13 protein-coding genes are annotated in these 13580 nt (G+C 58.4%); 7 read left to right on the top strand and 6 right to left on the bottom strand.

From position 1 onward, the window contains the following. The first annotated feature begins 11 nt into the window (after positions 1–11). From IV89_RS02160 to IV89_RS02150, 3 genes are all read left to right on the top strand, one after another. The gene (locus tag IV89_RS02160) at positions 12–821 is read left to right on the top strand and encodes a response regulator (RefSeq protein ID WP_005850634.1); all 810 of its coding nucleotides are present in this window, start codon (positions 12–14) and stop codon (positions 819–821) included. Between the two features lie 146 nt (positions 822–967). Continuing rightward, positions 968–1270, top strand: a complete 303-nt coding sequence (locus IV89_RS02155) for a DUF883 domain-containing protein (protein WP_235183729.1) — start codon at positions 968–970, stop codon at positions 1268–1270. Between the two features lie 11 nt (positions 1271–1281). Continuing rightward, positions 1282–1647, top strand: coding sequence for a hypothetical protein (locus tag IV89_RS02150; protein ID WP_235183728.1), 366 nt, complete (start codon positions 1282–1284; stop codon positions 1645–1647). Here the strand turns inward: IV89_RS02150 and IV89_RS02145 are convergent. Further along, on the bottom strand, positions 1610–1966 hold the full coding sequence (locus IV89_RS02145) for a hypothetical protein (protein ID WP_037942510.1): 357 nt from the start codon (positions 1964–1966) through the stop codon (positions 1610–1612). The genes IV89_RS02150 and IV89_RS02145 overlap by 38 nt on opposite strands. Positions 1967–2049: 83 nt before the next feature. Between IV89_RS02145 and IV89_RS02140 the strand changes: the two genes are divergently transcribed. Next, entirely contained in the window at positions 2050–2778 is a 729-nt protein-coding gene (locus IV89_RS02140) for a Crp/Fnr family transcriptional regulator (RefSeq protein ID WP_005850638.1), read from the top strand. 3 nt (positions 2779–2781) lie between these two features. Here the strand turns inward: IV89_RS02140 and IV89_RS02135 are convergent, their stop codons facing one another. Together IV89_RS02135 and IV89_RS02130 are read right to left on the bottom strand one after the other, a co-directional pair. After that, positions 2782–3708, bottom strand: coding sequence for a YihY/virulence factor BrkB family protein (locus tag IV89_RS02135; RefSeq protein WP_005850639.1), 927 nt, complete (start codon positions 3706–3708; stop codon positions 2782–2784). A gap of 53 nt (positions 3709–3761) precedes the next feature. Then, entirely contained in the window at positions 3762–4613 is an 852-nt protein-coding gene (locus IV89_RS02130; RefSeq protein WP_009825653.1) for a formate/nitrite transporter family protein, read from the bottom strand. A 120-nt stretch (positions 4614–4733) separates the two neighbouring features. Here IV89_RS02130 and IV89_RS02125 point away from each other — a divergent pair, with 120 nt between their 5' ends. Next, positions 4734–5984, top strand: a complete 1251-nt coding sequence (locus IV89_RS02125) for an aminotransferase class V-fold PLP-dependent enzyme (RefSeq protein ID WP_037942508.1) — start codon at positions 4734–4736, stop codon at positions 5982–5984. Positions 5985–6084: 100 nt separating this feature from the next. Continuing rightward, a complete protein-coding gene (locus IV89_RS02120; protein WP_037942506.1) occupies positions 6085–7365 on the top strand; it encodes an acetylornithine deacetylase/succinyl-diaminopimelate desuccinylase family protein in 1281 nt (426 codons plus the stop codon). A gap of 5 nt (positions 7366–7370) precedes the next feature. Here the strand turns inward: IV89_RS02120 and IV89_RS02115 are convergent, their stop codons facing one another. Then, entirely contained in the window at positions 7371–8642 is a 1272-nt protein-coding gene (locus IV89_RS02115) for an Hsp70 family protein (RefSeq protein ID WP_051843884.1), read from the bottom strand. Positions 8643–8784: 142 nt separating this feature from the next. Between IV89_RS02115 and IV89_RS02110 the strand changes: the two genes are divergently transcribed. Further along, on the top strand, positions 8785–10263 hold the full coding sequence (locus IV89_RS02110) for an ABC transporter substrate-binding protein (RefSeq protein WP_037942504.1): 1479 nt from the start codon (positions 8785–8787) through the stop codon (positions 10261–10263). Between the two features lie 70 nt (positions 10264–10333). Here IV89_RS02110 and IV89_RS02105 read toward each other — a convergent pair whose 3' ends face one another. Continuing rightward, positions 10334–12085: an ATP-binding cassette domain-containing protein gene (locus IV89_RS02105; protein WP_037942867.1), complete on the bottom strand. Its 1752-nt coding sequence runs from the start codon at positions 12083–12085 to the stop codon at positions 10334–10336. A gap of 122 nt (positions 12086–12207) precedes the next feature. After that, the gene (locus IV89_RS02100) at positions 12208–13416 is read right to left on the bottom strand and encodes an O-antigen ligase family protein (protein ID WP_235183727.1); all 1209 of its coding nucleotides are present in this window, start codon (positions 13414–13416) and stop codon (positions 12208–12210) included. Positions 13417–13580: the final 164 nt, after the last annotated feature.

Raw genomic sequence — 13580 nt, 5'->3', positions numbered from 1 at the left:
GACGACAATAAATGACGGATGTCACCGAAACACCAAGTGTCAGCGATGCGTTGGGTGAATGCCTTCCTTACCTGCGTCGCTACGCGCGCGCACTGACCGGCAGCCAGAACAGCGGCGACGCTTTTGCAGCTGCCTCGCTCGAAGCGATTTTGACGGACCGGTCGGTTCTGGATGGTGTAGACACCCGCACAGGTGTGTTCCGCGTTTTGTACGGCATCTGGGCCAGCGCCGGTGCGCCTGTCGAGGAAGGTGAAAGCGGCCCCCGCGCCAAGGCGCAAAAGCACCTCGCCAAACTGACCAACCACAGCCGCGAAGCGTTGCTGCTGCACACGATCGAAGGGTTCTCCTTTAAAGAAGTCGGCCAGATCATCGGTGTTGAAGAAGGCGAAGCCAGCGAGCTGGTGCAAATTGCCCGCCGCGAAATGGCAGATAGCGTGACCGGTTCGGTCATGATCATCGAGGACGAGGCGATCATCGCGATGGACATCGAATCTATCGTCGCCGAAATGGGCCACCGTGTGACCGGTGTTGCGCGCACGCGTGACGAAGCTGTCAAACTGGGCAAGGCGGATGTGCCCGACCTGATCCTCGCGGATATCCAGCTGGCCGATAACTCCTCCGGTATCGATGCCGTGAACGACCTGCTGCGCGATCTGGGTAACCGTCCGGTGATCTTCATCACCGCATTCCCCGAGCGCCTGCTGACTGGCGACAAGCCCGAACCCGCGTTCCTGATCTCCAAGCCCTACACGGTGGATCAGGTTGTATCGGCTGTTTCGCAAGCGATGTTCTTCTCGTCGACAGAAACGCTGCACAGCTAAACCGGCATATACGCAAACAATCGAGGCCGCGGTGGTTCCACCGTGGCCTTTTTTTATCGATCCTGTGGGACGCAAGCCACGCCTTTAAGGAACTTATATCTACAGGGCGCGTTTGGTTGGTGAACACATGAATAATGGAGACCACCATGGCCAAGGACGTAACCAACACAAGCAACCTGTCTGTCGATGATATCTCGGTCCAGCTGGCCGTTTTGAAAGACGACATCGCGTCGCTGACAAGCACGATGGCCGATCTGACCAAAGCCAAAAGCGCCGAAGCCGCCAACCAGGCGAAATCCACTGCGCAGGATCTGGCGAACTCCGGCCGTGACAAGGCATTGGAAGCGCAGCAAACAGCCGAAGACTTTGTACGCACACAACCAGCCGCCGCATTGGGTATCGCTGCCGGTGTCGGCTTTATCGCCGGTCTGTTCGCGACACGCCGCTAATGTTCGAATATGTGACGGATAGGGTTGCCCAGAAGGCAACCCGAACGGCGCAAACTGCCGCCATCGGCTTTGGCGCAATGCTCTGCCTGATTGTTGGCGGGGCGTTTCTTGCAGTCGCCGCGTGGCTGTTCTTGCTTACCATCACCACACCGCTGGTAGCCTGTCTGATTATGGGCAGCTTGTTTTTCGGTATGGGCCTCGTATTGATTGCAGCCCTGTCGATCCGGGCCCGTGCAATCCGGCGTCAGAAACGTGAAGCCGCCTTACGCGCACAGGCGATGCAACAGGCGCAAGCCACCGGCGGCGTCGGCGGAATCGCCGCGATCATCACGGCTTTCGTCAACGGTCTGAACGCAGGGAAGCAAGCGCGTCGCTAATGCCTTGTACCATGGTGTCATTGGTGAAAGGCCGGTCTACGACGGAATAGATGTAGGTGTCGGGAATGCTTTGACCTTCGCCGTATAGAACATAGGCGACATCTTTCGTGGGCAGGTCTGCGGCAAAGAGTTCCGACAGGTCATTCGACGTGCCGGACACAAGTGCCACGGCCTGAGACGAACAGCTGCGCAGTTCAGAGACAAAAGCGGAAAGGGTTTCGGACACAGACAATGCGGCGTCACCGAATGCCTGTTCCAGCATGTCGATCACATCCGCCCGAACGATCGGGTCAGTATCGAATACGAAAAAAGGAATCACATCGCGCCTTTCTAATCCCGCAAAGGTAGCAACATTTCCAAAGCGCCGCGTTAAACTATGACATACGAGTTAGGAATTTTTTCATGGGTATCGATTGCCGCTATTGTCCGCTTCACAAAAAGGACGCCTTTGTCACCATGACAAGGGAAGAGCTTGAGTTCATGCAGAAATTCAAGGTCGGTGAGCTTAGCGTCGACCCCGGCACGACAATCCTCATGCAGGGGTCCAACTCCCCCCAACTCTATACGGTGCTGTCCGGCATGGGCATCCGGCATAAGTCGCTGGATAATGGTGAACGCCAGGTCATTAACTTTGTCTTCCCCGGCGATTTCATGGGGCTTCAGGCCGGTATGCTTGGCGAAATGGGCCACAGCGTAGAGGCACGAACACATATGCGCATGTGCGTGTTCAACCGCTCGGATTTCTGGACCTTCTTCCGCAGCAATCCCAGCCGCGCGTTCGATATCACATGGCTCGCCGCGATAGAGGAGCATTTCCTTGGCGAAACGCTTGCCACTGTCGGCCAACGCACCGCGCTGCAAGCGGTGTCATGGGCAATGCTCAAGTTCTTTGAACGCGGGATGGGGCTGGGGTTGGTGACAAATAACACAATGACCCTGCCCTTCACGCAACGCGATCTGGCGGATGCTTTGGGTCTATCGCTTGTTCATACCAACAAAACCCTCGCGAAGCTGCGTGACCAGCAACTCGCGTCTTGGTCGGATCAGGTGCTGCAGGTCAACGACCTCGACAAGCTCGCCGACGTCGCCGAGACAGAGCGCAGCAAACCGGCCAAACGCCCCTTGATGTAGGCGCTATTCCTCGCTCACACTGACCAGATTATCCGCAACATAGGCCCCGCGTTTGCCAAGCGGCCGGTCACGGCCAATGGTGCTGTCAGGGCGTGTGCGCAGCTCAACCTGCGCGTTCCACGACGCCCCCATCAGCACCAGAAAACTGCTGATCCACAGCCAGACCAGCATGGCGATCACAGCGCCAATAGACCCGTAGACCTGATTGTAATTGCCGAAGTTCGCAACGTAATAGCTGAACCCGATCGACACCACCGCCCATGAAAACACCGCGAAAACGGCCCCCCATGTCAGCCAGCCGATGCGCGCCGCACGACGGTTCGGGCCAAAGCGGTACAGCACGCCAACACCAGCCAATAGCACCAAAATCGCGATGCTCCAGCGGATGATCTCGGCGACGAAATAGCCGAATACCCCCAGGGGGATGAACGACAGCACAATCGGTGCGATCACCACAGTGATCAGCGCAATCAGCCCCACCATCACCAAGGTAAAGGTCAGCATCAGCGCCCGCAGATAGTGTCGCGCGGCGTTGCGATTGCGTTCACTATACACGCTGTTCAGGCCGATCATCATCGCGCCCACACCTGCCCGCGCCGACCACATCGCCACCAGAACCGAAGCCGCACCAGCCCACCCCAGTTTGCCGGTGCTGGTTGTGACCAACGACACCACCTGATCATTGAGAATATCATAGACGTCATCGGGCAGCAGACCGCGCATGTCTTCCAGCTGGGCGATGACAACCACAGGGTCAGAGATCAGGCTCAGGATCGTGACCAGCGCGGCAAGGGCGGGAAACAGCGACAACATCGCATAAAAAGCGACCCCCGCCGCAATCAGCGAGACGTTCTTTTCAGAGATATCAACCAGCGCCGCTTTCAGCGCATCCCAGTACAGCTTTACGGTGCCCACCGATTTCTGTGTCAAAACCCTTGATCCTCGTTCCCCACGGCTGCGGCCCCTGCCACATCACATTTACGCTACTTTTCCTCTTCTACCTCATCGCGCACCTGACCCCAAGCGACGAGGGTAAAGATGATCGTTCCGCCAACAATGTTGCCCGCAAGCACCGGTAAGAAGAACTCGAACACCGCCGCCATCAGGCCAAGCTGGCCATCCAGTATCATCACCGCCATCTCGACCGACCCCGCAACGATATGCGCGAAATCCCCCGCGGCGATAAGCCAAGTGAACACAAGGATCAGGAAGAACGACGTCTCATCCGCCTGAGGCATCATCCAGACGATAAGCGCGACGATGACCCCCGCCGGAATGGCCCGCCAGAACCCCTGATAGGCGCCCATGCTGGTTGCGTGATGCGACAGGTCCAGAATGGCGGGCAGCACCTCGGGCGAAATCGCGGGCGTCCAGAGAAACAGCATCGCCGCGGCAAAGGCCCCCACCACATTCGCCGCCAGCACGATCCCCCACAGGCGGAACATACACATCAGCGAATGCCAGGTCTTGGCCCGCATGATCGGCAAAACGGTGGTGATGGTGTTTTCGGTAAACAGCTGCATCCGCCCCATGATCACCGCCAGAAAACCCAGCGAATAGCCCAGGTTCTCGATCAGGAAACGATGCGCGGTATCGGGCAGATAGGTCCGGAACACGGCCTCGCCCAGGACCGACAGGCTGATCATCACCCCCGCCGCGATCCCCGACCAGATCAACGACCGCTTGCTGCGCGCCAGCTCTTCCTCGCCCTCACGGCGGATCACTTCGTAGATCAGCTTGGGCGACAACGCCGTCGCTTCGCTGACCGATTTCTCCTCGGCTTGTGCGTCCTGTGGTTTCTTACGCGAAACCCTGCGTTGAATAAGAGGGGCCATTCCTGCGCTCCTGAAAACTACGAACAAATGGGGCCGAGCCCGCAAAATCTGATTGTGATCCAGCATCAAACTAGCGCAGAAACTGCATAAGCACAGAAAGTAACGCAGCAGGGCCGCATAATGTTCACAGAAAACCCGAAACTCATGACGGCAATCCGCGACCGCTTTGCCCATGTTGACAGCTGCCCGTTCCAGGGACCGCGCGTGTTTTTCGAAAACGCCGGCGGCGCGCTGACATTGAACGCGGTCGTCGAGACCTCGACCAAATTCGCCGCCATCCCCGACAATCAGGGGCGTGACAACCCAGCGTCCCATGCGCTGGTCGATATCATCAAACAGGCCCGCGCCGATATGGCGTTGTTCTTCAACGCGCCTGACGGGCAGTTCTTTGTCGGCGAAAGCGGAACAGAGCTGTCGTTCCGCCTGATCCGGACAGCCGTCATGGGCAGCGCCCCCGGTGCCGTTATAGGCTCCACCGTGGAACACCCCGCATCGCGCAGCGCGGCGCAACATTGGGCCGATGTGGCGGGCAAACCCTATATCAGCGTGCCCCACGATAACGCGACAGGTCAGGTAACGCCCGACGCCTACGCCGCTTTGATGACCCCCGAGGTACGGGTCGCCACGATCCTGCACACCTCCCCCGTGACGGGGATCGCCAATGATGTGGCGGGCATCAGCGCCGCGATCCGCGCCATCGCCCCCGACGCCTATATCTTTGTCGACGGCATCCAGCACGCCAGCCATGGGCATATCGACATCGCCAGCTATGACATCGACGGCTATGTCATCTCTCCGTACAAACTGTTCTCGCGCCACGGCTATGGCATTGCCTGGGCGTCAGAGCGTCTTACCGCGCTGCCGATCGAGACACTGGCGAACGGTCCCGCCGGGAATTGGGAAATGGGCACCCGTGACACGGGTGCCTATGCGACATTCTCGGATGTGGTGCGCTATTTCGACTGGCTCGGCAGCCAGGTGTCAGACGCCACAGCCCCCCGCGCGCGGATAGAGGCCGCCGCCGCTGCGATCCACGACCACGAACAACAGCTGACCAATGCGCTGCTGTTCGGCACGGGAAACCTCGCCGGATTGGCCGATCTGGCGGGGGTCACGATCCTGGGCGGCACCGACAACCCCGACCGCGAGGGGCTTGTGTCCTTCACGCTCGACACCCTGCCAGCGGCGGATATCGTGGCCCAACTCAACGCCCAAGGCATCCGGACCCATGTGCGCAAGGCGGATCACTACTCCGGCAACATCCTGACCCCGCTCGGGCTTGATGCCGCGGTGCGTGTGTCGCTTTGCCATTACAACTCCATGGACGAAGTTCGCGCCCTGCTCACGGCGATGAAAGACATCGCCGCATAAATGCCCGGTTGCGGCTTCATTTTGCAAAATAAACTCGAATCCGACGGGGCAACTGCAGACTTCGCTTGCCATATATGAACGCCCGTTCAAACATGGCGGTATGACAAGCACTCTCTCTACCGCCATTATCGCCAAGCGTGACGATCTGATCGCGCTGACCCAAGATCTGATCCGCATCCCGACGCTCAACCCGCCGGGTCAGGACTATCGGCTGATCTGCGAATACCTTGATACCCGCCTGCGCAAGCACGGGTTCGAGACGCAGCTGATCCGCGCCTTTGGCACCCCCGGCGATAGCGAGAAATACCCCCGTTGGAACATCATCGCCCGCCGCGAAGGGCGCAGGGCGGGCGAATGTGTCCACTTCAACAGCCACACCGATGTGGTCGAGGTCGGGGCCGGCTGGACGTTTGATCCATTCGGGGCCGAAATCTCGGACGGCAAGATTTACGGACGCGGCACCTGCGATATGAAAGGCGGGCTGGCGGCCTCTATCATCGCGGCCGAGACCTTTATCGAACAGCATCCCAATTTCAGCGGCGCAATCGAAATCTCCGGCACAGCGGACGAGGAATCCGGCGGCTACGGCGGTGTCGCCTATCTGGCCGAGCACGGGCATTTCAACCCGGACCGCGTTCAACATGTGATCATCCCCGAACCGCTGCAAAAAGACCGTATCTGTCTGGGGCATCGGGGCGGCTGGTGGGCCGAGATCGAAACCAAGGGCGAGATCGCCCATGGCTCCATGCCGTTTCTGGGCGATTGCGCCGTGCGCCACATGGGCGCAGTGCTCTCCGAGTTCGAAAACAAGCTGTTCCCCGCCATGGCCGCCCGTCACACAGACATGCCCGTGGTCCCCGAAGGGGCGCGTAGTTCAACCATGAACATCAATTCGATCCACGGTGGGCAAAAGGAAAACGACCCGGATTTCGACGGGCTACCGGCCCATTGCGTGCCAGACAGCTGCCGCATCACCATTGACCGGCGCTTTTTGCTGGAAGAACCGCTGGATCAGGTGCGCGGCGAAGTGCGCGCCCTGCTGGAAGGTCTGCGCGAAACGCGGGTCGATTTTGACTACGAGCTGACAGAGCTGAATTCGGTCCTGCCGTCGATGACCGACCGCGATGCGCCGGTCGTGCAAACTGTCGCCCATGCGATCGAGGATATCATGGGCAAAGCGCCTGAATACGTCGCCTCCCCCGGGTCATACGACCAGAAACACATCGACCGGATCGGCAAGCTCAAGAATTGCATCGCCTATGGCCCCGGCCTGCTAGAGCTGGCGCATAAGCCGGATGAATATATCGGCATCGACGATATGGTCGATAGCGCCTGCGTGATGGGGGCCGCGCTGGAGACGCTGCTACTTCCGAAAGACTAAGGCCCTCAGCCGTCAGCAAAGGCGTGTGGCGCGGCGATTGCCAGACCGTCGACGATCGCGGTCATCGCGGCCCCGCGGTGCAGTTCGGCCTGCGGAAATGCATCGCGCATGGCGCGGTCGATCACGCCCATCAGGCTGGACCCGCCGACAAAGATCAGCTTGGTCACGGCGTCGGGTTTTACCTCCGCCTGCGCCGTCAGATCAGTCGCAACCTGCGCGATCTCCGCTGCCATCTGCGCCAAACTTGCCGCCATCATCGCCGGTGGCAGTGGGACCGTCAGCCCGCGCTCCACGATCTTGAGGTCGATCTGCGGCGGGGCGCTGGCATCGGGGTCATTCGCCGCGATCTTGCCGGCCTCTACCGCGAAGGCCATATCGTGGCCCAGCTCATCCTCCAACACACGCTGCAGTCGGTTCAGCAGCTTCGGCTCTACCGCGTATTTCGCCAGATCCTCGACCGCGCGACGCTGTTCGCGGGTGTAAAGGAACGGGATTTTCTGCCACGTCGCCAAATCGGCAAAAACCGCATGAGGGGCGGCGTGGGTTTCATCCCCGAACACATGTTTGATCTGGCTGCCCATCCCCAGATGCGGCATCACATGCTGAAGGCTCAGCTCGCGGTCAAAGTCGGTCCCGCCAATGCGCACCCCTTTGCTGGCGAGGATATGAATGCCCGCGTCACCTTCCTGCCGGAAAAGGGTAAAATCAGACGTACCGCCCCCGATATCGACGATCAGCCCCAGATCGCCGGGTTCAAGCACAGCACGATTGGCTAGGGCCGCAGCCTCGGGTTCGGGCATGAAGCGGACCTGTTTGAACCCGGCTTGCATATAGCATTCGGTCAAATCCACCAACGCCTGCGCGTCCCGCGCCGGATCGGCGCTGTGGAACATCACAGGTCGCCCTGACAGCGCCCGATCAAACTGCTGGCCGGTGGCGCGCTCTGCCTTCGTCTTCAGCTCGGCCAGAAAGCGCGCCACGATGGCGATGAAATCCATGCGTTTGCCCAACAGAACCCGACTTTCGCGCATCAAGGGCGTGCCCAGCAGACTTTTGAGCGCACGCATATAGCGCCCGTCCTCCCCGCCGATCAGCGCCTCTTGGGCACCGCGACCATAGATGATCCGCTTTTCCTCATTATCGAAAAACAGCGCGGTCGGCAGCGTGTTCTGCCCCGCCTCGACGTTAATCAAATGCGGCACACCGTCTACTGCATAGCCCACGGCAGAGTTGGACGTTCCGAAATCGATACCCAAAGTGGGTGACATCGTAGCCATGGCGCGCCCCTTCAAAACCTCAAAAAACGGCGCATAAACCGCGCACAGGCTGGGTACAACCGATAATTGCGACAGCATCCCGACGCTGGTCAAACCTGACAGAACTGGTTAACATTTTCCTTATTGCCAACAGGAGACACCCATGGCCCATCTTCGCAAACTTATTCTAGGCACCTGCGCTGCCGCGCTGATGGCCACCGGCGTCGCCGCGAAAAACGACATCACCGTCGCGATGCAACTTGAGCCACCGCATCTGGACCCGACCAGCGCTGCGGCAGGGGCCATTGATCAGGTGCTCTATTCCAACGTTTTCGAAGGGCTGACCCGCTTTATGGGCGACGGATCGGTCGTGCCCGGGCTGGCGCAATCGTGGGAAATCTCTGACGATGGCCTGACCTATACGTTCAAACTGCAAAGCGGCGTGACCTTTCACGACGGAACGACGATGGATGCCGCCGACGTCAAATTCTCGCTTGACCGGATCAATGCCGAAGACAGCGCAAATGCCCAAAAGGCGCTGTTCGGCGCGATCTCGGAGGTGACAGTCGTCGACCCGTCGACCGTCGAAATCAAACTGTCAGAGCCGGACGGCAACCTGTTGTTCAACCTCGCCTGGGGCGACGCGGTGATCGTGGCACCCGAAAGCATCGACAATATCAAGCAACTGCCCATCGGCACCGGCGCGTTCAAATTCACCAGCTGGACCCAGGGCGACAATATCCGCATCGAGAAGAACCCGAACTACTGGGGGACCCCGGCCGCGCTGGATATCGCCACGTTCAAATTCATCTCTGACCCGACCGCCGCTTTCGCGTCGATGATGGCCGAAGATGTTGATGTATTCGCCGGCTTCCCCGCGCCCGAGAACCTGCCGCAATTCGAAGCGGACCCGCGGTTTCAAGTGCTTGTCGGTTCTACCGAGGGCGAAACTATTCTGGCGATGAACAATAAACAGCCGCCGTTTGATGACCCCAAGGTCCGCGCCGCCGTCGCCCATGTCATTGATCGCCAAGCCATTATTGACGGTGCGATGTTCGGATACGGCACGCCCATCGGTACGCATTTCGCGCCCCATAACCCGGCCTATGTCGATCAAACCGCGCTGAGCCTGCATGACATCGAAAAATCCAAAGCTTTACTGGCCGAAGCCGGCTTTGCCGACGGGTTCGAGACCACGCTGGACCTGCCGCCCCCCTCCTACGCCCGCCGCGGCGGAGAGATCATCGCCGCGCAGCTGGCCGAGGTTGGTATCACCGCCAAGATCAATAATGTCGAGTGGGCCCAATGGCTTGAAACTGTGTTCAAGGGAAAGAACTTCGGCATGACAATCGTAAGTCATACCGAACCGATGGATATCGGCATCTATGCCAACCCTGATTACTATTTCCAATATGACAATCCTGATTTTCAGGCTTTGATGACCAAGCTGAACACGACAACCGACCCGGAAGCACGCAACGCGTTGCTGGGCGAGGCGCAGACCATGATCGCCCAAGATCACGTCAACGGTTTCCTGTTCCAGCTGGCGTCACTGTCCGTTGCAAAGGCAGGTCTGACCGGCCTTTGGCGCAATGCCCCGACGCAGGCTGTCGACCTTACCGGTGTTTCCTGGGCCGAATAGGGCGACATTTGAAGAAAGCGATAGAAGGGGACTTGGGCCGTGCGCAATGCCCCTTTTTTATACCATAAGGTTACCCCCCGCTCGCCCGTGTTGTGCCATTGCCCGAGATCGGCAGCGTCTGAACCTTCGCCGCCACCCGCGTAGGGAAAGCGCGCCCGAAGATATCACTGGTCAAGCCGAACTGCCTTATCCGCCCCTCGGACAATACTAGCACTTTGTTCAACGCCGAAATTGCACAGGGCTGGCGCGCCGTGATCACCACCGTGCTACCCCGATCACGCATATGGCGTGCGACCTCTGCCACGATCTGTTCAGCATCGGGACAGCTGAAAAGCGACCGCAGCGGATCATCCATCACAACCAGCGCCGGATTGCAGACCAACGCCCGCGCCAGCCCGATCTGCTGTATCTGCCCTTGGGTTAACGAGGATCCCCCACCGCCGCGCACAACACTCATATACCCATCCGGAAGAGCCATAATGGCGTGGTGAACACGGGCCAGCTTTGCAGCGGCGATCACCTGTGCATCAGTGGTATCGGAGCGAAATCTGGAAATGTTGTCGAAAATCGTCGCGGGTAGAAGATCAATGGTATCGGGCAAATAGCCGATCGCAGGGCCAATCTGCGCGGAAGGCCATCGGGCCAGATTAACGGCATCAAACCGAACCTCACCGGTTGTAGGAGCCGCAACGCCAACGGCCAGTTTTGCCAATATGCTTTTGCCCGCATTTGGCCCGCCGAGCACGCACAGCCCATCCCCCGGTGACAGGTCAAAAGAGACATCCTTCAGCCCGTTTTCCGCCCGCCCCTCGATCCCGTGGGAAACAGCGGTGAAAGAAATCCGGCCCTTTGGTTCAGGCAATGCAACCCCCTCGCGTGCCGGGATATTCTGTGAAAAATGGCGGTGCAGATGGCGGTGCGCGGACCAACCGGATGCAATCCCCTGCCAGCCGCTGATCATCTGGTCGATAGGGGCCAGAACGCGCCCCGCCAAGATCGAAGCGGCCATAATCATCCCCGCCGAGATTTGGCCCTGAATGACCAATATGGCCCCGACTGTCAGGATCGAGGACTGCAACATCAGGCGGAACGATTTGCTGAATGATGCCAGCGCATCCGGCGGGGCATGCAGGCGCTGGTGCCACGCCAGACTGCTGCGCTGAAGCCCGCGCCAATATGTGGCAAGATCAACTTGCATACGCATGGCGCGCAGCGGCTCCGCCAGACGGCGACTGTGATAGGACATATCAGCGAGGATATGATCCTGATTTGCCGAGATGCTGATCGTGTTGCGCGTCAAATAGCGGCCCGTTGCCATCACGGCACAAGCCAACGCCACGCCGCCCAGAACCATCGCCCCCAACCAAGGATGAATGATGTATAGGGCCAACAAAAAGATCGGCACAAACGGCATATCACAGACACTTATGAACGCGGGACTAGACAGCAGACGTCTAAGGTGCCCCAGTTGTTGCAGGGGCTCCTGTGCGCTTGCCGGTACGTTGTTCTTTTCATCATTGCTGACCCAAGCCGCGAAACACTCAGCCCCAAGTGCCAGGTCCAAACGCACCGAAAGACGGGCCAAAAGCCGTTGCCGGATCAGGTCAAAAAGCCCGAAGAAACAATAGAGAAGCAGCACAATCCCGAAGAGCCCCATCAGCGTGACCACTGACCCGCTAGGCAAAACGCGGTCATATATCTGGATCATGTAAATCGATCCTGTGAGCAGCAGGATGTTGATCAACCCACTGACCACAAAAAGCAGCACAATCCCCCCAAGCTGTGATCGCAACGCGGCGGCATAGATGTTGTGCGTCTGCACGTTGCACTTCCCCCAAACCAATCAGTCGTCATGGCCGACATCCCCTTGCGGCCTGACTTCTGTGGTAGGGTGATTTCCTTTACAAAGTGGAAAAATCGGCAAATCCGAAAAGGATCAATATTTCAAATTGTACGTTCACTCTGCGGGGATCGCGGCTTCGCATCCAACATCCACAGTCCTGCCCCAAATATGAAGAATACGAAGCCATAGATGCTGCCCCAAATGTGCACCGTCGACAGCGTGAGGGTGAGCCCAGTAAAGCAGAGTATCCAGCCTAGCCGTAACGCCGCTAGGGTCCGATCCATGGTGAAATCTTTGCGCCCGACACGCCAGAGCGCATAGCCATAGCCGACTGTCAAAAAAGTAAACGCCGGCAATCCGAAACGCATCGCGATAAATAGCCAAAAATTGTCGATACTCGAGGTGTGCATCCAAACCGGCCTGATCCAATCGTTTAGCCCAAGTCCAAATACAGGCGCGCTCCAGACATTGGTCATGCCCCATTGGAAAATAGCAGACCGCCAGTAGGCGCTTTCGGCAGAAAATGTCGCATAGCTCATGAAAACTTGGATCGGGGTTCGATTGGAAAGCAAATCGATCACGACGTAAAAAATAACAAAACAAGTTGAGAGGATTAGCCATCGTCGCCCGATCCTGCGACATAGGAAGCTCCAGAAAATCAGCCCTATCTGCACGATTGCCGCCAGTAGCGCGCCGCTGGACAGCGATAGGAAACAGCTGGCGCAAATCACCGTCATAATCACAGACCGCAGACCCAAGCTGTGCCGTCCCGCCAGCCCAATAAAGTACAGGGACGTCGCGATTGTACAAAACAAGCCCCAGTGGATTGGATGCTCGAACGAAAGTTGCACCCGCTCCAGTCCCATGCGGCGATCAATCGCCAGATCCACCGGGGTCGTAAGCCCGGTCATCTTCCACAATTCAATGGGAACAGATGTCCCGCTTTGCGACTCTATCAAGGCCAGAGGGAAGCATAGCACGATCAGTCCTGTGAGGATCTTAACCACTGCGGCAAAGCTGTGTCTGTCTCGGATAAAGGCGCGCCCGATCAAATATCCGCCTAGAAACTCGACTCCGATTGAGCCTGCATTCTGGGTGGCTTCCACCGGGTTGTTGACCGCTAAGGCCAGCGAAACCCATAGAAAATGCATAAAGAACAGAACGTCTGTCAACAAAACACGCCCGTAGTGGCCGCAAAACAGGCGGAGACTTAGCGGAATAATCAGCACTGCTAATAGCGCCTTGGTCCCGGTCATATAGACCGACCCTAAATTGAAGCCGACGGGCACCAGCAGGAGCCCGAAATACACGAGCACAACCCGTGATACGGGCCGTTGATGGTATAGCCGTATGCGCTTGAGAGAGCGGTGCTGGTCCGTCGCGTATATATGGTTCACGTCCAAATCATATCTGTCCTTTCGTAAGAGGAATCGGCGGTACGACCACCATTGGGCTGAACATTTAATATTGCGTG

The organism is Sulfitobacter sp. CB2047 (assembly GCF_000735125.2).
GTDB lineage: Bacteria > Pseudomonadota > Alphaproteobacteria > Rhodobacterales > Rhodobacteraceae > Sulfitobacter > Sulfitobacter pontiacus.
Note: the sequence above shows the minus strand (reverse complement) of the source record. Positions and strands in the feature narration are given on the sequence as shown.

Excerpts from the sequence above, each read along its gene's own strand:
- IV89_RS02160 (WP_005850634.1), top strand. The coding sequence starts at position 12 with ATGACGGATGTCACCGAAACACCAAGTGTCAGCGATGCGTTGGGTGAA.
- IV89_RS02115 (WP_051843884.1), bottom strand. The coding sequence starts at position 8,642 with ATGGCTACGATGTCACCCACTTTGGGTATCGATTTCGGAACGTCCAAC.
- IV89_RS02110 (WP_037942504.1), top strand. The coding sequence starts at position 8,785 with ATGGCCCATCTTCGCAAACTTATTCTAGGCACCTGCGCTGCCGCGCTG.
- IV89_RS02125 (WP_037942508.1), top strand. The coding sequence starts at position 4,734 with ATGTTCACAGAAAACCCGAAACTCATGACGGCAATCCGCGACCGCTTT.
- IV89_RS02120 (WP_037942506.1), top strand. The coding sequence starts at position 6,085 with ATGACAAGCACTCTCTCTACCGCCATTATCGCCAAGCGTGACGATCTG.
- IV89_RS02130 (WP_009825653.1), bottom strand. The coding sequence starts at position 4,613 with ATGGCCCCTCTTATTCAACGCAGGGTTTCGCGTAAGAAACCACAGGAC.
- IV89_RS02140 (WP_005850638.1), top strand. The coding sequence starts at position 2,050 with ATGGGTATCGATTGCCGCTATTGTCCGCTTCACAAAAAGGACGCCTTT.
- IV89_RS02155 (WP_235183729.1), top strand. The coding sequence starts at position 968 with ATGGCCAAGGACGTAACCAACACAAGCAACCTGTCTGTCGATGATATC.